Source organism: Rhizobium viscosum (assembly GCF_014873945.1).
Taxonomy (GTDB): Bacteria; Pseudomonadota; Alphaproteobacteria; order Rhizobiales; family Rhizobiaceae; genus Rhizobium; species Rhizobium viscosum.
Genome location: NZ_JADBEC010000001.1, coordinates 1,915,123 through 1,935,928, shown reverse-complemented (window position 1 = coordinate 1,935,928; position 20,806 = coordinate 1,915,123). Strand labels below are relative to the sequence as shown.

14 protein-coding genes are annotated in these 20,806 nt (G+C 59.3%); 5 read left to right on the top strand and 9 right to left on the bottom strand.

What is annotated here, in order from left to right; translation table 11 throughout:
* Positions 1 to 49 precede the first annotated feature (49 nt).
* The 3 genes from H4W29_RS09645 to pdxY all read right to left on the bottom strand — a co-directional run bounded on the left by H4W29_RS09645 (position 50) and on the right by pdxY (position 3,344).
* A complete protein-coding gene (locus tag H4W29_RS09645) occupies positions 50 to 1,675 on the bottom strand; it encodes a GGDEF domain-containing protein (protein ID WP_192730701.1) in 1,626 nt (541 codons plus the stop codon).
* Between the two features lie 91 nt (positions 1,676 to 1,766).
* Entirely contained in the window at positions 1,767 to 2,408 is a 642-nt protein-coding gene (locus tag H4W29_RS09640) for a carbonic anhydrase (RefSeq protein ID WP_113183667.1), read from the bottom strand.
* Positions 2,409 to 2,468: 60 nt separating this feature from the next.
* A complete protein-coding gene (gene pdxY, locus H4W29_RS09635; RefSeq protein ID WP_037102147.1) occupies positions 2,469 to 3,344 on the bottom strand; it encodes a pyridoxal kinase PdxY in 876 nt (291 codons plus the stop codon).
* A gap of 276 nt (positions 3,345 to 3,620) precedes the next feature.
* On the opposite strand from pdxY, the gene H4W29_RS09630 reads away from it, so the two are divergent.
* Positions 3,621 to 8,399, top strand: coding sequence for an NAD-glutamate dehydrogenase (locus H4W29_RS09630; RefSeq protein ID WP_192728724.1), 4,779 nt, complete (start codon positions 3,621 to 3,623; stop codon positions 8,397 to 8,399).
* 29 nt (positions 8,400 to 8,428) lie between these two features.
* Entirely contained in the window at positions 8,429 to 9,814 is a 1,386-nt protein-coding gene (locus H4W29_RS09625) for an MFS transporter (RefSeq protein ID WP_192728723.1), read from the top strand.
* A 45-nt stretch (positions 9,815 to 9,859) separates the two neighbouring features.
* On the opposite strand, the gene purH is transcribed toward H4W29_RS09625, so the two are convergent.
* From purH to htpX, 4 genes are all read right to left on the bottom strand, one after another.
* A complete protein-coding gene (gene purH, locus H4W29_RS09620; protein WP_192728722.1) occupies positions 9,860 to 11,476 on the bottom strand; it encodes a bifunctional phosphoribosylaminoimidazolecarboxamide formyltransferase/IMP cyclohydrolase in 1,617 nt (538 codons plus the stop codon).
* 191 nt (positions 11,477 to 11,667) lie between these two features.
* Positions 11,668 to 13,335 (bottom strand): heparinase II/III family protein, encoded by a 1,668-nt coding sequence (locus H4W29_RS09615; RefSeq protein ID WP_192728721.1) that lies wholly within the window; start codon positions 13,333 to 13,335, stop codon positions 11,668 to 11,670.
* Positions 13,336 to 13,437: 102 nt separating this feature from the next.
* Positions 13,438 to 14,829, bottom strand: coding sequence for an RsmB/NOP family class I SAM-dependent RNA methyltransferase (locus H4W29_RS09610; RefSeq protein WP_192728720.1), 1,392 nt, complete (start codon positions 14,827 to 14,829; stop codon positions 13,438 to 13,440).
* Positions 14,820 to 15,782 (bottom strand): zinc metalloprotease HtpX, encoded by a 963-nt coding sequence (htpX, locus tag H4W29_RS09605; RefSeq protein WP_192728719.1) that lies wholly within the window; start codon positions 15,780 to 15,782, stop codon positions 14,820 to 14,822. The genes H4W29_RS09610 and htpX overlap by 10 nt, the downstream gene beginning before the upstream one ends.
* Before the next feature lie 111 nt (positions 15,783 to 15,893).
* Here htpX and H4W29_RS09600 point away from each other — a divergent pair, with 111 nt between their 5' ends.
* Positions 15,894 to 16,118 (top strand): DUF1674 domain-containing protein, encoded by a 225-nt coding sequence (locus tag H4W29_RS09600; RefSeq protein WP_192728718.1) that lies wholly within the window; start codon positions 15,894 to 15,896, stop codon positions 16,116 to 16,118.
* A 48-nt stretch (positions 16,119 to 16,166) separates the two neighbouring features.
* Positions 16,167 to 16,610, top strand: coding sequence for a thermonuclease family protein (locus H4W29_RS09595; protein WP_192728717.1), 444 nt, complete (start codon positions 16,167 to 16,169; stop codon positions 16,608 to 16,610).
* A gap of 32 nt (positions 16,611 to 16,642) precedes the next feature.
* Here H4W29_RS09595 and acs read toward each other — a convergent pair whose 3' ends face one another.
* The gene (acs, locus tag H4W29_RS09590) at positions 16,643 to 18,598 is read right to left on the bottom strand and encodes an acetate--CoA ligase (RefSeq protein WP_192728716.1); all 1,956 of its coding nucleotides are present in this window, start codon (positions 18,596 to 18,598) and stop codon (positions 16,643 to 16,645) included.
* 233 nt (positions 18,599 to 18,831) lie between these two features.
* On the opposite strand from acs, the gene H4W29_RS09585 reads away from it, so the two are divergent.
* Positions 18,832 to 19,533, top strand: a complete 702-nt coding sequence (locus H4W29_RS09585) for a DUF1013 domain-containing protein (protein WP_112544952.1) — start codon at positions 18,832 to 18,834, stop codon at positions 19,531 to 19,533.
* 71 nt (positions 19,534 to 19,604) lie between these two features.
* On the opposite strand, the gene H4W29_RS09580 is transcribed toward H4W29_RS09585, so the two are convergent.
* Complete coding sequence (locus H4W29_RS09580; protein WP_183734574.1) at positions 19,605 to 20,540, bottom strand: flagellin N-terminal helical domain-containing protein; 936 nt, start codon at positions 20,538 to 20,540, stop codon at positions 19,605 to 19,607.
* Positions 20,541 to 20,806: the final 266 nt, after the last annotated feature.

Here is a 20,806-nt window from a genome sequence, read left to right as displayed (position 1 = left end):
ACGTTCAATAGGAAAGTGATACGAGCGCCGCATGCGAATGCGGCGTTTTTCAACCACGGAAATCGTGGGTTCCGCCAGCAGCCTTGCGCCGCTCTTCCTGCGATGCCGCGGAAGGGACAATCGGCCCGGCAACGACGCAATTGCGTCCCGAGGCCTTGGCGGCATAGAGCGCGAGATCGGCGCGCTTCACCAGATCATCGAAATTGCGATTGCTCACGGCATTTGCGCGCCCGGCGCAGCCGAAGCTTGCCGTAACCCGCAGACGCTCGCCACTCGGCAACGCGATATCAGCAGCCTCGATGGCCAGCCGGACACGTTCCGCGACGATCGCCGCATCCTCAGGCGTCGAATCCGGCAGCAGCGCCATGAACTCCTCGCCGCCGTGGCGCACCAGCAGATCGAAGGAGCGGAAGCTTTCCCGCGCGATGCTGGCTACATGCTTCAGCACGACATCGCCGGCATCATGACCATACGCGTCGTTGATTTTCTTGAAGTGATCGAGATCGAATAGCACGACGGAAATCCAGCGTGATCCATATTCAGCCTGCATCAGAAGCGCCAAAGCGGCGGCCTCGAAACCACGGCGATTATAAAGGCCCGTCAGAAGATCGGTTTGCGCAGCATTGCGTAGCTCGTTGATGAGCAGTTCGCGTTCTCCTGTGACACGGGCGACGAGACGGATGCCCCGAACCGCAAGCGCCACAATAAGGGCAACGAGCAGCACCAGTCCGGATGACAACGCAAGCACGATCGTCATATGAATGTGCGAGCGCATCGACAGCTTCTGTCCGGTCACATGAATATCATCGGTGACCGAAGCGATTTTCTGCCGCAGGAAATCCAGCCGCTCGTTCTGGATACCAATCCATTTGTCTCGGATAGCCTTGTCCGGCCGCAGCGCACCCGAAACCATGGCCTTGGTGAATGTATCGGCCCAGACCTCGTCGGGCTGAGCCCTATAAGCAAGGATCTCCCGGACGACAGGCGAGGAAGAATGAAAACGCAAGCGATCCATGCCGTTACCGAGCATCATTTCGCCTTGAACGAGCTGCTCGTGTGACATGGCGGAAAAGTCGGCTTGGTCGAAATAACGCTGGCCGAGGTTGCCGATCAGCCGCTCACCGTAATAGGTCAGCAGGATACTCATCAGCTCGCTGGATTTGCGCATCAACACGGGATCATGGATCCTCGACGAAAGCGACGAGACGAGACCAAGCTGCTTCAATCCGGCCTGACCGTAGATATGAACGGGGTTGCCGCCTTTGCCGTAATAACCTCGATCGACCGCCGAACGCGCCGCAACGATACGGCTGTAAGCAAGGCGGAGATCGGAAAGCTGTGACTGCAGACCGAGATCGAGCGCTTCAGCGGGCGGGAGGCTGGCATTGAAACGCGCGCGTTCGCTGTCGAGTGCGCCGCGCCTTTCCATCATGGCCGCCCTGGTTATCTCGTCCGGATTGTTGATGTAGGTTCGCGTCGCGACGAGTTCCGCCAGAATCTCATTAGCAGCAATCGATCCTCCACGAGCAAGAACATCGGCAAAGAGATGATCATTTTCGAGCGTGCGGTACTGCATGAGGGAGGAGCGGATCAACACCGCTCCTTCGGTAATCATGAAGACGAAGGGCAGCAGAATGGCGGCCAGCACCGCCCTTCTGATATTCTTGAATTTCAGCACTTCGAAATTCATGACTGATCCACGCGCATATACTGCCTGCAAGGCAGCTTAGTGGAATATCTTAAAAAACCGCTAAAGCGGTCTATCCCTAGATTTCGGGACGAATAAAATCGAGTGTCTCAGAATCCATCACCCAGAGCTCGCCCGTCGAAATATCGAACCAGGCGCCGTGAAGCTCCAGTTTGCCCTCTTCCTCGAGCGCCTTGATATCAGGGAAGGATCTGAGATTGTTGATCGAATTACGGATGGAGACCCGCTCCAGCGCAGTCTGCCGTTCGGCCGGCGTCATGACGTCGTTGCTGCCGATCTGTTCGGCGGCAGGGCGAACGAGCGACATCCAGCGGCCGATGAAATCGCCGGATGACAAAGGCTCGGCATCGGGATCGAGGGCTGCGCGGATACCGCCGCAGCGGCCATGGCCCATGACGACGATATTCTTGACCTTCAGTGCCTGCACGGCGAATTCGAGCGCTGCCGACGTGGAATGGAAATGGCCATCCGGTTCATAAGGCGGCACCATGTTGGCGACGTTGCGGATGACGAAGAGTTCGCCCGGCCCTGCATCGAAGATCAGTTCGGGAGCCGCGCGCGAGTCGCAACAGGCAATAACGAGCGTCGTCGGGTTTTGCCCGTTTTCCGCAAGCTGCCTATACCGGTCGCGCGCATCGGCATATCGCCCGCTCATGAAGTTGCGATAACCGTCCAGCAAGGAGTTAGGGAAGCTCATCATGTCTCTGGATTAGCGCGCGCGTGAGCCAAGATCAACTGCTGCGCTGCAAAAGCACGCGGCCTATTTTTTCCGCCGCTGGGCAGGATGGACGAGGTGACGCATCTGCACCATTGCCATTGGCGTCGAAAGGCTGGAGGCATCGCTTGCCAGCATCAGCTCATTGCTGCCGCGCTTCACGGCACGCGCCAGAACCTCGAACACGCTGGCGGTCGCCAGCTGCAGCGCCTTTTCATCCTCCATGCCGGAAAGCAGGCGAGAGAGGAAAAGGGCGGCAAGCAGGTCGCCGAGCCCATTTGGTGGGTTTTCAACGACACGGTGTTCGGCAAGCAGGGCATGCCTTCCGGAAAGATAGAGATTGCCGGTCCCGCCCGCCATCATCGGCACCGCCGATGTGACAAGCATGCGCGAGGGCCCAAGCGAAAGTGCGGCCTCCATGACCGCATTGTTGTCATCGAGCGCCGCGCCTGAAAGCCAGGCAAGTTCGTACCGGTTCGGCGTTGCGAGCGAGGCAAGCGGTATCAGATGATCACGGATCGCCTCGGCTGTCGCTTCCGGCACGTAGAGGCCGCCGAGATCGCCCATGACCGGATCGCAGACATAGAGCAGCTCCGGATTCTTCTCGCGCAGGGATGCAACGAGTTTCGCGACGGAGCGAGCCTGGGCTGCGTTGCCGAAGTAGCCCGACAAGACGGCCTTGACCTCGCCGATCCATGGCGCACGGATGAGATCGTCGATCGCCGCCTCGAAATCGGCCTCGGCGAAGGTCAGCCGTGTCGACCGGCCATGACCGGGATGCCAGGGCAGCACGATCGTCGGCAGCGCCCAGACCTGATGGCCGAGCGTTTCCAGCGCGAAGACGGCGGCACGGTTTCCAACCGATCCCCGCACGACATGGCTGGAGATGACGATGACTGCGCCCGCTGCATTTTCCGACATGGCATCTGAATCCGAATTTCGACCGCCGTTGATGATATTTTTGACCAGGCGCTGTCAACCATTCTTCACGCGAGCGTGGAAATGTGCGGCGGGACGGAAAAGCCGGATAAGGTCATTTTACCGTCCATCGGCATAAAACGACCTAAAAGCTTTCGAAATCTCTCGTCAGCATAGCCAAAAAAGCACGAAAACGACTTTTCGAGGCCCTCTTTTAAGGATTCTTTCGAAGAACCTTCTGCTAACTTGCCCACATCAAAACAATCGGGGGGATGATCCATGGCCGCCAGAAACAATCCGAAACGGGAAAAGCAGATCGAGAGCGCGCGCAAAATCGCTGCCGCGACCGGCGAGCCCCATCTCGATCCCGAAATCCTCTTCGGCCGCGCAAGCGGCGACGACCTCGAACTCTACACACCAGAAATGCTTGCGCTTTCCGCAGTACACTCGGCAGCCGAGCTCGCCGCCTGGAACGGCAAGGTGCCGCGCGTCAGCGTCGACACCGTCGCTGATGTCACGCCCGATGGCGTTGCAATCTCCATCCTTTCGGTGACGGATCACAATAGGCCGTTCCTCTACGAATCCGTCATGGGTGAGGTGACCAGCACATACCGCGATATTTTTATGGCAGTTCATCCGATCCTGATCCTGGAAGACGGCAAGGCCCCGGAACTCTATTCCGCCGATGTGCCGAGCGACCCGGCAAAGCGGGTCAGCCATATCCAGCTTCACATTTCGCCGCTGAGCCCCTCCCAGGCCGCCGACCTGATCAAGCGGATCAAGGCAGTACTCGAACAGGTGGAGCTTGCCGTTTCAGACTGGAAGCCGATGCTTGCCCGCGTCGATGAAGTGATTTCAGAGCTTTCGAATTACAACGCCAGCCGCAAGAAGGCCGACCGCGACGAGGCGGTCGCCTTCCTGACCTGGCTGCGTGACGAGAACTTCACCTTCCTCGGCATGCGCGACTACGTCTATTCCGGCAAGGGTGCCGATGCCAAGGTCGAACGTGACAAGGGAACAGGCCTCGGCATTCTCTCCAACCCTGAGGTCCTTGTTCTGCGCACCGGCAAGGACGCCGTGACGACGACGCCGGAAATCCTCGCCTTTCTCGATGGTCCCGACTTCCTGATCGTCACCAAGGCCAATGTGAAATCCATCGTCCACCGCCGTGCCTATATGGACTATGTCGGCGTCAAGCGCTTCGACGCGCAGGGCAACGTAACGGGGGAACTCCGCATCGTCGGCCTGTTCACTTCGACCGCCTACACTTCCTCTGCCAGCGAAATTCCGTTGCTCCGGTCCAAGATCGAGAAGGTGAAGGAGCATTTCGGCTTCGACCCGATGAGCCATTCGGGCCGCATGCTCGACAACACGCTGGAATCCTATCCCCGTGACGATCTCTTCCAGATCGATACCCCGCTGCTCGCGACCTTTGCAGAACAGATCAATGACCTCACCGATCGCCCGCGCGTGCGAGTGCTGCCGCGCATAGACCATTTCGACCGCTTTGTTTCAGTCATCGTCTTCGTGCCGCGCGAGGAATATGACTCGATCGTGCGCGAACGCATCGGCACCTATCTGAAGACCGTCTATGACGGCCGTGTTTCCGCCTATTATCCAGCCTTCCCGGAAGGTGGGGTGGCTCGCGTTCACTTTATCATCGGCCGCTCGGGCGGTAAGACGCCACGCATCCATCAGGCCAAGCTCGAGGAGACGATCCGCCAGATCACCGCGCGCTGGGACAGCCGCTTCGAGATGCTCGCCGGCCCCAAGGCGCCGAAGCTCGGCGTCAGCAATGCCTTCCAGGAAGCCTTCACGCCGGATGAAGCGGTCGGCGATCTGCCTGACATCACCGCATGCGCCGCCGGCGAGCCGATCCGCATCGAATTCTACTATCGCCAGGACGATGAACGCGGCCGCATCTTGTCGCTGAAGATCTTCCATTCCGGCGAGCAGCTGCCGCTGTCGCGCCGCGTGCCTCTACTCGAAAACCTCGGCTTCAACGTCCTGAGCGAACGGACCTTCGATATCGAAGTTCCGGCCACCGACGGCGCCATCAACATCGTCGTGCTGCACGACATGGAACTCGAGGCCCGCAGCGGTGCGGACATTGACCTCGCACGTTTCGGCGCACCGCTCGAAGAAGCCTTCGTCGCAGCCTTCAGCGACACGATCGACAATGACAGCTTCAACCGGCTGATCCTGTCGGCCGGCCTCTCAGCCCGCGAGGTGAATGTTCTGCGTGCCTATGCGCGCTATCTGCGCCAGGCCGGTATCGCCTATTCGCAGGATTATATCGCAACCACCCTCGACAAATATCCTGCCATCGCCGCTTCGCTCTTCCGCCTCTTCCACAACACGCTCGATACGAAGCTGTCGGAAAAAACTCGTGTCAAGAAGCTCGCCGAACTGCATCAGGCAATCGAAGCCGAGCTTGCCGACGTACCGAGCCTGGATGACGACCGTATCCTGCGCCGCTATGTCAACATCGTCGATGCGACGCTGCGCACCAATTATTTCCAACGCAATGCCGATGGAACACCGAAGGCGATGCTCGCCTTCAAGCTTGACCCGCACCTGGTGGATGGCCTGCCGGAACCGAAGCCCTTCCGCGAAATCTTCGTGTATGGCGTGGAAGTGGAAGGCGTGCATCTGCGCTTCGGCCGCGTTGCCCGTGGCGGCCTGCGCTGGTCGGACCGCGCCGAGGACTACCGCACCGAAGTTCTGGGCCTCGTGAAGGCGCAGCAGGTCAAGAATGCCGTGATCGTGCCTGTCGGTGCCAAGGGCGGTTTCTATCCCAAGAGACTGCCGGTCGGCGGCAGCCGCGAGGAGATCTTCAATGCAGGCAGGGAAGCCTACAAAACCTATATCCGTACCCTGCTTTCCATCACAGACAACATCTCCGGCGCCGACATCATCGCGCCTGACAATACGGTGCGCCTCGATGGCGATGACCCCTATTTCGTCGTCGCCGCCGACAAGGGCACGGCAACCTTCTCCGACACAGCCAATGCACTCGCCCAGGAAGCGGGTTTCTGGCTGGACGATGCCTTTGCGTCAGGCGGCTCGGCCGGTTACGACCACAAGAAGATGGGCATCACCGCCCGCGGCGCCTGGGAAACGGTGAAGCGCCACTTCCGCGAAATGGACATCGATATCCAGACGACGCCTTTTACCGTTTCCGGCGTCGGCGACATGTCGGGTGACGTTTTCGGCAACGGCATGTTGCTTTCGCCGAAGATCAGGCTGCTGGCCGCCTTCGACCATCGCGACATCGTCATCGATCCCGATCCGGACATGGAAAAGACGCTTCGTGAGCGCCAGCGCCTGTTCAACCTTCCGCGCTCAAGCTGGCAGGACTTCGACAAGTCTGTCCTATCAAAAGGCGCGATGATTATCTCGCGCTCGGCAAAGTCGGTGACGCTGACGCCGGAGGCCGTAGCCGCAATCGGCATCGATAAGGCGGTCGCCACACCCTTCGAGATCATGACGGCGATCCTGAAGAGCCCGGTCGACCTGCTCTGGTTTGGCGGCATCGGCACCTACGTGAAGGCCGCATCCGAAACTGATGCGGAAGTGGGCGACCGCGCCAACGATCCGATCCGCATCACGGCCGACGAAGTGCGCGCCAAGGTAATCGGCGAGGGCGCCAATCTCGGCGTCACGCAGAAGGGCCGCATTGCCTATGGCCTGAAGGGCGGACGCAGCAATTCCGATGCTATCGACAACTCCGCCGGCGTCAACACGTCGGACGTCGAGGTCAATATCAAGATCGCGCTGGCAAACGCCATGCATGAACAGCGCCTCAGCCGGGCAAAGCGCGACCAGCTTCTCGGCAGCATGACCGATGAAGTGGCCGGTCTCGTGCTGCGCAACAACTACCTGCAGTCCCTGGCGATCTCGCTGACATCCCGCAAGGGAACGGCAAACGGCCTGGAACTCGGCCGTTTCATGAGCGTGCTGGAAGCAGCCGGCCAGCTGAACCGTAAGGTCGAGACGCTTCCTGACGACGCCTCCCTGTCCGAACGCTACACGGCCGGACGGCCGCTGACGCGCCCCGAGATCGGCGTGCTGCTCTCCTATGCCAAGATCGTGCTCTTCGACGCGCTGATCGCCAGTGAATTACCCGATGATCCTTATTTCGTCAGCACGCTTTTCAACTACTTCCCGGCCAAGATGCAGAAGTCGAACGCGTCCGATATCGACACCCACCGGCTGAAGCGGGAAATCGTCGCGACCGTCCTCGCAAATGAGGCAATCAATCGCGGCGGGCCGGGCTTTGCCGTGAGCATGATGGATGCGACAGCGGCCTCTGCCTCAGAGGTCGTGCGCGCTGCGATTGTCGCCCGTGACGGCTTTGATCTCAACCGGCTATGGGCCGAAACCGATGCCCTGGACAACAAGGTTTCCGGCGAGGTGCAGAACCGGATTTACGAGGAGATTACCAATAGCTTCACCGTGCTGACGCGTCTGCTGCTGAAGACCGGCATGACCCGAGGTGGGATGGCTGAAATCATTAGCCGGCTGCAGGCTGCCCTGAAAAAGCTCAGACCTGCCTTTGCCGAGCAGGCGGCAGCCGAAGTCTCAACGCGCCAGCAGGAGTACCGGCAGGCCGGCCTGCCGGAAAAACTGGCCGCCGAAATTGCAGCGCTACCGACCCTCGCCCTCGTGCCGGAAATCATGCAGATCGCTGAACGGACCGGTGAGGCGCTGCCGCGTGCGGCCGAAAACTACTTTGCCGTCACCCGGACCTTCCGCGTCGGCCGGCTGCTTGCTGCGGGCAACCGCATCATTACGTCGGACCACTACGAAAACCTCGCACTTGCCCGCAGTATTGACCAGATCGCCAGCGCCCGTCGCGATATCGTGATCTCCGCGCTTTCCGATCACGGCAAGGAAAAGCAGCCGGTCCAGGCCTGGCATGCGCAGGACAGGATCCGCATCAACCGCATCGTCGAGGAGCTTGCGAGCCTCAGCGACGGCGCTGATCCGAACCTCGCCCGCATCACTGTTGCTGCAGGCATCCTGACCGACCTTGCGCGCGACCGAGCGAGGTGACACAGTCCGCCCCAAAAAGGAACGGACGCTTGAATCGCATTGACTGGACAGGAACGCAGCCGCCGAAAGCCACGGAGAAGGGCATATGGGGCTGGATGCTCTTCGATTGGGCAGCCCAGCCTTTCTTCACCGTGGTCACCACCTTCATTTTCGGCCCCTACTTCGTCTCGCGGCTGACGGCCGATCCGGTCGCCGCGCAGACGATGTGGAGCAATATGGCGACGATCTCCTCTGTTATCATCGCCATCCTGTCTCCCATACTTGGCTCCATTGCCGACCAGTCCGGCGCGCGCAAACCCTGGATCGCCTTCTTCGCTGTGATCAAGATCGTCAGCCTCTGCTGCCTCTGGTTTGCTGCCCCGGGCTCACCAATTATCTATCCCGTCATCTTCATGATCCTCGCGTCGATCTCGGCGGAGTTCTCGATCGTATTCAACGATTCCATGATGCCGCGCCTTGTCGGCAAGGATGAGGTCGGCAAGCTTTCCAATACCGCCTGGGGTCTTGGGTATCTCGGCGGCATGATCGTGCTGATTGCCGTCGTGGTGCTGCTGGCCGGCAGCCCGGAAAGCGGCAAGACCATTCTCGGCCTCGATCCGCTTTTCGGCCTCGATCCTCATACGGGCGAGGATGCGCGTGTCACCGGTCCGATTTCGGCCGTCTGGTACCTGATCTTCATCCTGCCGATGTTTTTCTTCACGCCGGATGCCCGCAAGGGACTGCCGTTCGGCTTTGCCGTGCGCTTCGGTCTCAGGGAATTACGCAATACGCTCGGCGAACTGAAGACGCGCCGCGGTATCCTGAGCTTCCTCATCGCCCGCATGATCTATCAGGATGGCGTCAACGGTCTGCTGATCCTCGGCGGTGCCTTTGCGGCGGGCATGTTCGGCTGGGCAACGATCGAGATCGGCATCTACGGGATCATCCTCAATATCGTGGCGATCCTCGGCTGCCTGATTGCCGGGCGCGTCGACAGGGGGATCGGCTCCAAGGTGACTGTCATCATCAGCCTGACCATGCTGTTGCTGGCCACGATCGGCATCATTTCCACCGGCCCGGGCTACACTTTCTTCGGGCTGATGCCGCTTTCGACTGCCGACAGCGGCGGGCTTTTCGGCACGATGGCAGAAAAAGCCTATATCCTCTATGGTCTGTTGATCGGTCTTGCCTTTGGCCCGGTGCAGGCCTCGTCACGCTCCTATCTGGCGCGCAGCGTCAGCCTTGAAGAGGCCGGCCGCTATTTCGGCATCTATGCGCTGTCCGGCCGCGCCACGAGCTTCATGGCAACGCTATTGTTTTCGATTGTGACCTATTTGACCGGATCGGCGCATCTCGGCATGTCAACGCTGATCCTGTTCCTGGCCGGAGGCCTGGTGCTGCTGATCCGTACGCCCTATCCAGCAGATCGCGCCTGACAAATTCCCCCGGCTGCAAAGCCGGGGGTATATCCGTTGCTCCGCTCAATGGCGGAAATGGCGCATGCCGGTAAAGACCATCGCGACATTGTGCTCGTTTGCGGCATCGATGACTTCCTGATCGCGCATCGAACCGCCCGGCTGGATCACGGCGGTGGCGCCGGCAGCAATCATCGACAGCAGCCCATCGGCGAAAGGCAGGAAGGCCTCGGAGGCAACTGCCGAACCGTGCGTCATCGGAACGGCGAGACCAAGCGCCTTGGCCGCTTCCTCAGCCTTCAGCGCCGCGATGCGGGCGGAATCGACGCGGCTCATCTGGCCGGCACCAATACCTGCGGTCTGGCCATCCTTGGCATAGACCACCGCATTCGACTTCACATGCTTGCCGACCTTGAAGGCGAACTTCATGTCTTCCAGCTCCTGGGCCGTCGGCGCACGCTTGGTGACGACCTTCAGTTCCAGATCCTCGACCATGCCGTTGTCTCGGCTCTGGACGAGCAGGCCGCCGGAAACGGTCTTGGCAGTGATGCCGGCCGCACGCGCATCCGGCAGGCCGCCGGCTGAAAGCAGGCGCAGGTTCGGCTTGCGGGCGACGATCGCCTTGGCTTCTTCGGTGACGTCAGGTGCAATGATGACCTCGGTGAAGAGCTGAATGATTTCTTCGGCCGTCGCCGCATCGAGCGTCTGGTTCAGTGCGATGATGCCGCCGAAAGCCGAAACGGAATCGCAGGCAAGCGCCCGCTTGTAGGCTTCGAGAAGCGTTGAACCGGTCGCGACGCCGCAGGGATTGGCGTGCTTGATGATGGCGCAGGCAGGCGACTTCTCCGGCAGGAACTCGGCAACGAGCTCATAGGCTGCATCGGTATCGTTGATATTATTGTATGAAAGCTGCTTGCCCTGCAGCAGGACGGCTGTCGAAACGCCCGGGCGCTTTTCGCCTGTTACGTAGAAGGCGGCCTTCTGGTGCGGGTTTTCACCGTAGCGCATCTCTTCCTTCAATACGCCGCCAATAGTGCGATGACGCGGCGTATCGATCGAAAGCGCCTCGGCAAACCAGTTGGAGATGGCAGCATCATAGGCGGCAGTGCGGGCATAGGCTTTGGCCGCCATGCGCTGGCGGAACGCGTAAACTGTCTTGCCGGCATCGCCCGAAAGCTGCTCGATCAGCTCGGCATAGTCGGCCGGATCGGTGATGACGGTGACATAAGCGTGATTCTTGGCCGAAGCGCGGATCATTGCCGGACCGCCGATATCGATATTCTCGACCGTTGTCGGATAGTCACCGCCGGCCGCGCGCACATCCTCGAAGGGATAAAGATTGACGACCAGCAGATCGATGCCGTCGATGCCGTGAGCCTTCATGGCTTCCTGATGCTCGGCATCGTCGCGGATCGCCAGCAAGCCGCCATGCACCTTCGGGTGCAGGGTCTTCACGCGGCCATCCATGATTTCAGGAAACTGCGTCACTTCGGAAACGTCGGTCACAGCAAGTCCTTCGGCCGCGATCGCCTTGTAGGTACCGCCGGTCGACAGTAGGCGCACGCCACGCGCCGAAAGCGCACGGGCAAGTTCGATGATACCGGTCTTGTCGAAGACAGAAAGCAGCGCAGTCTTGACTTCGACCTTGTCGGGGGCGGGGATTTTCTTGGAAATGACGGCCATGAACCTTCTCCGTTCGGGCTTCGGGAGACATCCGGGCAAGGGACGTTTGATGGGGCCGCGTTAGCACAGCTTGCAGCCGGCGCAAACAGCCGCCGAAGCAATTCCAGCAAAAGTGTACATCGGTTTTGCGTTCGGAATTGCCAAAAGCAAAGGGCTAAAGCATTTCCATGTTCAGGGAAAACGGAAATGCTTTAGCCCTTGCGCGATAAAAACCAGCGAATTTCAGGTTTCTCCGCCAAATCGAAGTCGATCTCGATCTGGTCCGAACTGCTGATACCAGCGCTGTCGGCAAAGAAAATATCTTCCGAGATCAGCACTTCATTGCCGGGAGAAGAAAACAGCCAGCTTTCGCCATCAGGCGCCGTCAGCAGCACGGATTCCGTATCGTTCTGCCGCGGCACGATGGCGGGATGAATGTGGAAACGGGCAACCGCCCGCAGCGGACCTTCGCTATGATACCGGTCATCAGTCACGAAACGGTCCATGCCGGTCACGATGGAGCCAGCGGCGTTCAGCGTCAGCTCCCGCTCATGGATGACGCCAAAGGTATCGAGATAGCCATCATGCCTCGCCTTGATGCCTTCACGGCCATCCTCGGTTTCTACGCGCTCGGCGGCAACCGTTTCTACCGGCTCCGTCATCATATGGGCCAGAAAAGCCGAGGGAGAGAACCGACTGGAGGACGTATCGTTCAGGACCACGGTGGAATGGGCAGCCGTGGTGCGGGCCATCTGGACATAGCGTTGGCCCGCGAATTTCGGCGATCCCGAGTTGACGATGAAGCGGTAGCGGCCTGAGGACATTTCGAAGGAGAGACTGCCTGCATGGGCTGTTCTGAAACAGGCGGGCGAGGGTGGTCCGGTATCGGCAATGATCACCGTCTTGCCGGCGGCAAGTCGCTGATAGCGGGAATGCGGTAACGCCTTGAACGGCTGGCCCGCTGTCTCGTCATAGCGCAGCACGGACATCAGCTCGTCTGCCAACGTGGATGTCGCACCGTTGAAGAGCGCAAGATCCCCATCCTGATGGCGGAAGAAGCGCAGGGCAGGGTACATGCGGTCAATACCGGAGATCAGCTTCTGCGGCAGGTCGTGGCCGAGATTGACGTAGGTCTGCCGGAGCGGCAGCAGATCGAGCAGCAGCTCAAGCCCGACGCGTGGATTGCGCGAGATATGGCCTCCGTCAGGCAGAATCTGGCTATCGAATTCGCGGTCAAGCGCCTGGGCGGCCCGCCGGATTGTCGAGGCACGCACCGGCATGGCGACAGAAGCCGTCGCCAGCGCGATGCGCAGACGGAAGCGGACTTCACCGGTCGAATAGGGCGCCATGCGGCGCAGATAGCCGATATGAAAGGCGAGCGACTTCATGAAGCGGCGATAGAAACCGCGATCGGCATTCTGCAGGACAACAGGAGAATGCGCCAGCCAGGCAATGACGCGCTGCGAGACGACGTCCGTCTCCCAGGCGATCCCCTCGATACGGCCCCCGTGGATCGAGAGCCAACTATCGACGATCACGCGGGCAACGGCCGAACCGCGCTCGCTCTTGTTGGCCCGCATATGCCGCAGCCAACCGAAGCTATGCAGCCTGACCGCGAAAGCACGCGACGGAAGGGTCAACGTGAAGGGAGATTTTCCGCCAGTTTCCAGCATACGCCCGGCAAACGGAAACCGGCCGTCCATGATCTCTTCGGCGACGTGTGAATCGACGCCTCTCAGATCCGTCGGCGCGACGATCAGGCGTTCCGGCACCGGTATGGCATGGCGGGAGAAGCGCAAACGCAGAAGTGCAGCACGGCGCGTACCGCGCCGCCAAGCTTCTCGAACATACATGCTCGCAAGACGCCGACCGGACTGCATATCAATTGTCTATTGACCCTCGTGGTTAAGAATAGATGAATCAAAACCGATTTCATTAGCCACGATGTATTATTTCGTGATGAAATTAGAATATAATAGCATTCAGATGCGTCTCAGCACCGCGGCGTAGAAGCCGTCGAGGCCCGAAGCGAAACCATCAGGCATATCCAGCATTGTAGGGAGCGTGCGAAACTCGCCCAATGGTGTAACGGCCTGCTCCATGCCGGGCCATCTTGTTGCGTCGATCGGCAGCCGCTCGATGATCTTCACATCTTCGAGAACGCGCGCCACGACCTCTTCGCCTTCCTGCGGATCGAGCGAGCAGTTGGAAAAGACGAGCACGCCGCCGGGGTTCAGCAGGGTAATAGCATGGCGCAGAAGGCGCTCCTGCAGTGCCGCCAATTTAGCAATATCCTCCGGCCCCTTCGTCCAGAGCACGTCGGGATGCCGGCGCGTCGTGCCTGTCGACGAGCAGGGCGCGTCGAGAAGAATTGCGTCGAAACGCTCCGACGATTCGAATTTCGTAAGATCCACCGCGATGGTTTCGGCTTCAAGACCAAGCCGCTCGAGATTGGAGCGCAAGCGCTTCAGCCTGTTTTCGGACTGATCGATTGCCGTCACCCTGCCTCCGGCAAGGATGAGCTGTGCGGTCTTCCCACCTGGCGCAGCGCAGAGGTCGGCGACGCGCTTGCCGGTAAGGTCACCAAAGAGCTTTGCAGGGATGCTCGCGGCCGCATCCTGAACCCACCATTCCCCCTCTTCGAATCCGTCAAGCGAGGGAATGCCGCCTTCGAAAGCGGAAAGCCGCACGCCGCCAGTGGGAAGCACAGTGCCGTTCAGGCGCTCCGCCCAGCCTGCGGCATCGGATTTAACGGTAAGATCGATCGCTGCCGGCTCCAACTGCGATTCGGAAATGGCAAGTGCCCGCTCTTTTCCATAGGCTTTTGCCATCCGCTCGATAAACCACGCCGGCATTGGCGGAATGTCAGCAATCTCGGCAAGGATGTGCTCCTTCTCGCGGCCAAGACGGCGCAGAATAGCATTGACGAGCTTGGCGAAACGCCGATTGCGAGGATCCTGATTGGCCTGTTCGACCGCAAGGTCGACGGCGGAGTGATCGGGAACGTCGAGATAGAGAATCTGCGCGGCACCTACGGCAAGCACATGATGCAAAGCGCGGGCACCTTCCGGCAACGGTGTTTCGAGCAGCGAGGCAATGGCAGCATCGATGCGGGGCAGATGCCTGAGCGTGGTGTTGAGGATGGCGCGGACCAGCGCGCGATCGCTTTCCCCAAGCGCCTTGTAGGCCGGATTTCCATGCTCGTGATCCAGCGCACCATCGAGCGGCAGTTTTTTGTCAACGACGGCGGCGAGGATCTTGGCGGCAACGGCACGCGCCGGTAGGCCGGGTTTTACCAGCGCCTGCGCTGAGCCTTCTGCGGAAAGTTTATGTTTGCGAGCTGGCTTCTTCTTGCCGTCTGAATTCAAGACCACGGACCCTTTGGCGGTTGCGAGCCACCGCCACCGGAACCCGTATTCGGAACCGATCGCGATTTGCGTGTCGGATTAGCAGCGCGAACCGGCGGCGTCGAGACGTCGAAGCCTCCCCGCGCCATTTCCTGCAGGGCCGCAATACGATTTTCGGTATCCGGATGGGTCGAAAACAGGTTGTCCATGCGCTCACCGGAGAGCGGATTGATAATGAACATATGCGCGGTGGCCGGGTTGCGCTCCGCATCATAGTTCGGCATATGCGCCGCACCACGGGCGATCTTGCCGAGCGCCGAAGCCAGCCAAAGCGGATTGCCGCAGATTTCCGCACCCCGCCTGTCGGCCGAATATTCGCGCGTGCGGCTGATCGCCATCTGCACCAGCATGGCCGCAAGCGGCGCAACGATCATCGCGACGAGCACGCCGACAAAGCCTAGGGGATTGTTGTTGTTCTCGCGGTTACCGCCAAAGAAAAAGGCGAAATTGCCGAGCATCGAGATCGCACCGGCAAGCGTGGCGGTGATCGTCATGGTCAGCGTATCGCGGTTCTGGACGTGGGCAAGCTCATGCGCCATCACGCCCGCAACCTCTTCCGGCGAGAGGGAGGCAAGCAGGCCAGTCGACGCGGCAACCGCAGCATTCTCAGGGTTGCGGCCGGTCGCAAAGGCATTCGGCTGAGGGCTGTCATAGAGATAGACCTTCGGCATCGGCAGCCCGGCATTGCGGGCGAGATCGCGCACGATACGATAGAATTCCGGGGCGTTGCGCTCATCGACCTCCTGAGCCCGATAGGCCGATAACACCATCCGGTCGGCATTCCAGTAGGAGAAGAAATTCATGCCGGCAGCGATGAGAAAGGCGATCATCATGCCACCTCGGCCGCCGATCAAAAAGCCGACAAACATGAAAAGCGCCGTCATGAAGGCAAGCAACATGGCAGTACGCATGAGGTTCATCAGAGGTCTCCATCTCCTTGATTGCGGCGCGATGCTTTAAATCCTGGCGCCAACGCACTATGATTTGGTTATTCGCCAGCCATTTTCAATATTTTCAGGCGGGAGTGCAGCATGCAGACGGCCGATAATGATAATGTGGAAACCCCGGTCCCAGAAGGCTCCGAGCCGCTGCGCAAGATGCTTTCCCCTGCCGCCAAGCGTGCGTTGGCGGAAGCCGAGCAGCGCCGCAAAAGCGCTAAGCCTGCCAAACTGCCACCGGAGATCGGCGGACGGGGCGGAGCCGAGCCCTCCCGCTTCGGCGACTATGAAATCAATGGCCGTGCTATCGATTTCTAGGTAAGTATTCCCATTGACTTTCATGCATAATCGGAATGTATTCCTATTATGCTCAAGCCGGTTTCGATTCTTCTGTTGTCTCTTTCGTTTGTGCCAGCCCTCGCGGCACGGAACGAAATCGAAGGACCTGTATCGGCGAAGATTATCCGGATCATTGACGGGGATACGCTGCTGGTTGCCGCAACACCTTGGCCGCAGCAGACTATGGAAGTCTACGTCCGCATTCGCGGTATAGATGCGCCCGAAATCCATTCGAAATGTGCTGAAATCCGGAAGGCTGGTCTCAAGGCCCGCGATGCGCTTGAACAAATGATATCAGGCGTCTCCATTATTCAACTGAGGGAGATTAGCGGCGATAAATATTTCGGACGAATTCTCGCCAATGTCACTTTCGCGGATGGGCGCAATCCTGCGCAGGATCTTCTTTCGGAAGGACTGGTTCGCGCCTATGACGGCGGCCGTAAGCCACAGATTTTCTGCGCGGAAGAATAGGGCCGCTCCTGACGGTGGAGCGGCCTTTTGACTCAAGCCGTGGCCTTGTTCTGCCGGTTAGCGATCAGATCTTCGACAACAGCCGGATCTGCCAGCGTCGAGGTATCGCCAAGCGAACCGAAATCGTCCTCGGCGATCTTGCGTAGGATGCGGCGCATGATCTTGCCCGAACGGGTCTTCGGCAGACCGGGCGAGAACTGGATTTTGTCGGGTGCTGCAATCGGACCGATTTCCGCACGCACATGTTTGACAAGCTGCTGGCGCAGCTCGTCTGTGCCCTCATTGCCCGCCATCAGCGTGACGTAGCAATAGATGCCTTGGCCTTTGATCGGGTGCGGATAACCAACGACGGCGGCTTCCGAGACGAGATTGTGCGAGACGAGGGCGGATTCGACTTCCGCAGTGCCGAGACGATGGCCGGAGACGTTCAGAACGTCATCGACACGGCCGGTAATCCAGTAATAGCCATCCTCATCGCGGCGGCAGCCATCACCCGTGAAATACTTGCCCTTGTAGGTCGAGAAGTAGGTCTGGATGAAGCGCTCGTGGTCGCCATAGACCGTACGCATCTGGCCCGGCCAGCTATCGGTGATGCAGAGATTGCCGTCGGCGGCACCTTCCAGCACCTTGCCCTCATTGTCGACGAGCTGCGGCTTGACACCGAAGAAAGGCATCGTGGCCGAACCGGGCTTGAGGTCGGTCGCACCCGGCAGCGGCGTGATCATATGGCCGCCGGTTTCCGTCTGCCACCATGTATCGATCACAGGGCAACGCTTGTCGCCGACGACATTGTAATACCATTCCCAGGCTTCCGGATTGATCGGCTCGCCGACTGTGCCGAGCAGACGCAGACTTTCGCGGGAGGAGCGGGTAACGAAATGGTCGCCGGCACCCATCAGCGAGCGGATGGCCGTCGGCGCCGTATAGAAGATATTGACCTTGTGCTTGTCGATGATTTCCCAGAAACGACCCTGATCCGGGAAGTTCGGCACACCTTCGAACATCAGTGTCGTGGCACAGTTCGCCAGAGGACCATAAACGATGTAGGAGTGGCCGGTGACCCAGCCGACGTCGGCCGTGCACCAGTATATATCGCCGGGGTGATAATCGAAGACATACTCATGCGTCATCGCCGCATAGACGAGATACCCGCCCGTCGTATGCAGAACGCCCTTTGGCTTGCCCGTAGAGCCCGACGTATAGAGGATGAAGAGCGGATCTTCGGCCCTCATCTTCACCGGAGGGCATTCAGCCTTCACCGTGGCGATTTCCTGATGGTGCCAGAGGTCGCGGCCCGGCGCCCAGCCCGTCTTGCCGCCGGTGCGGCGCACGACGAGGACCTTGTTGACCGTGACATGCTGGCGGGCAGCAATATGGATGGCGGTATCCGTATTGTCTTTCAGTGGAACCGGCTTGCCGCCGCGGATACCCTCGTCGCAGGTGATGACGAAGGTGGATTCGCAGTCGACGATACGACCGGCCAGCGCTTCCGGCGAGAACCCGCCGAAGACAACGGAATGCACCGCGCCGATACGGGCGCAGGCGAGCATCGCATAGGCTGCTTCCGGGATCATAGGCATGTAGATGGTGACGCGGTCACCCTTCTTCACACCGTGCTTCTTCAGCACGTTCGCCATGCGGCAGACATGCTCGTAGAGCTCGTTATAGGTGATCTTCTTGTCGATATAGGGGTTGTCGCCTTCGAAGATGATGGCGGTCTGGTTGCCATTCGTCTTCAGGTGACGATCGATGCAGTTATAGGACACATTCGTCTGGCCGTCTTCGAACCACTTGATCGACACTCTGCCGGTAAAGGACGTGTTCTTGACCTTAGTATAGGGCTTGAACCAGTCGATGCGCTTGCCGTGCTTACCCCAGAACTTGTCAGGGTTTTCAATGCTTTCCTCGTACCATTTCTCGTACTTGGCCTGATCGATCAGCGCACGGGTCTTCACCGGTTTGGAAACCGGATAGATCTTCTCCGACATGGGAACTCCTCCTCACAAGGCTATGCAACGGCCGATGGTTTCGACGCAGCGACCGGGACTCGAATTGCGCAATTCATATCAGGTAGTCTGATGACGGCAATTAGACAAAGGTCATTTCATTTCTGAAGAATTGCAATTCTGCGACAGTGCGGTTATATAGCGCCATATTTCCCGGACATTGTGGTGACAATCCACGGACCGCGACCGGCGCGGACGATAGAAGGACTATATCCATGGCTCAACAGCTGCTCATGCCAAAGGCGACTGCCATCTGGCTCGTCGACAATACAGCCCTGTCTTTCGACCAGATCGCTCAGTTCTGCAAACTGCATCCGCTCGAAGTCAAGGCGATTGCCGATGGCGAAGCCGCGCAGGGCATCAAGGGCCTGGACCCGATCGCCACCGGCCAGCTTTCCCGCGATGAAATCGCTCGCGCCGAAGGCAACCCGAACTACAAGCTGAAGCTTTCCGAGCCAAAGGTCCGCGTGCCGGAATCCAAGCGCCGCGGCCCGCGCTATACGCCGGTTTCCAAGCGTCAGGACCGTCCGAACGCCATTCTCTGGCTGGTTCGCAACCATCCGGAACTGAAGGATGCCCAGATCTCCCGTCTTGTCGGCACCACTAAGTCGACGATCGAGCAGATCCGCGAGCGCACCCACTGGAATTCGGCAAACCTGGCACCGATGGACCCGGTTACGCTCGGCCTTTGCAGCCAGATCGATCTCGACATGGAAGTGGAAAAGGCATCCAAGGGCCGTCCGCTGCCGACCGCTGCCGAACTCGGCGCAACGCTGCAGTCCGCTCAGGAAACAGAGCGTCTGACGCCGAGCTACGAGCGCGAGGAGGAAAAGGAAATCGACGCCGATGCCGTCTTCCGCAAGCTGAGCTCACTGCGTTCGACGCCTAAGGACGAGGATGAAGACGATCAGTTCTAAGATCGTCATATCCAGAAATGAATAAACCCCGCCATTGGCGGGGTTTATTGTTGCCGTCTCCTGCGCGCTTATTAGCTGCGGAAGAGCGAGAGAATGTTCTGTGCCGAGGAATTGGCAATCGAGAGAGACTGGATCGCAAGCTGCTGTTGCGTCTGCAGGGCAGAGAGCTTGGAGGACTCTTCTTCCATGTCGGCGTCGACGAGGCGGCCGACACCGGAGTCGATCGAGTCACCCAGAGCGCTGACGAAGGTTTCCTGCAACTGAATTCGGGTCGAAATCGAGCCGAGCTGCGAGCCCGCGTTCGTCAATGCCTGGAGCACGAGCTCGACGCCGGAAAGCGCTCCGTCGAGCTGGCCTTGCGTGAAATTGGTGATGTCGAGCGCGTAAATCGACGGCATGACGATAACCGTGTTGCCGTAGGTGCCGTTGAATGCGGTGCCGATGATGCCGCTCGTCGTCTGGATCGTGCCGTTGCTGTTCATGCCGAACAGGACGTTACCCAGCGTACCGGCATCGAGAACGTAATCCGTCATCTTGACCGAAACGGCATTGGAACCGTCACGGACAAAGGAGGAGACGACGCTCTTCGTGCCCGAAGCGCCGGCAACCCAGTTTTCACCGGAGAAAGAAGCCGACTGGGCAATGCTCACCAGCTGTTCCTGCAACTGGTCGAGCTCTTCCTGAATCTTGGTCTTGTCGACACCCTTTTCTGTGGCGGCGACGATCTTTGCCTTGATTTCCGTAACGACGTCGATGGCGTTGTCCATGGCGGTGTAAGCCGTGTCGACCTTTGCAGCGCCGAGGCCGAGTGCGTCAGAAACAGCCGAAAGGGCCTTGTTGTCCGAACGCATGGTCGTAGCGATCGACCAGTAAGCAGCGTTGTCGGCAGCTTTGTCGATGCGATAGCCCGAGGAGACGCGGCCCTGGGTATCCTTGAGGCTGTCATTTACGCCGCGCAGGGTCTGTAGCGCTGCCATGGCAGCGTTGTTGGTGAGGATGCTTGTCATGTTCCGTTTTCCGCAATCAAAGTGAAAGGGGTCATCCGGACAAGTCCGGTAACGGCGACGCTTCATGCAAAACCCGAAAGAGTTGGGTCATTGCCGTTAACGAATGGTTGCGCCCAACATAGTTAACAATTCCTCAATTAGCCTTACGGAAAATTTAATTTAAGCTCTCGTTAGGGCTTGCGGCGGCTCGTGGGCCACTTTGAAAAAGCACGCGAAACTGGCAGAAATTATTTAATAATTTAAATAGGTTAGAGAATTGTGGCGAA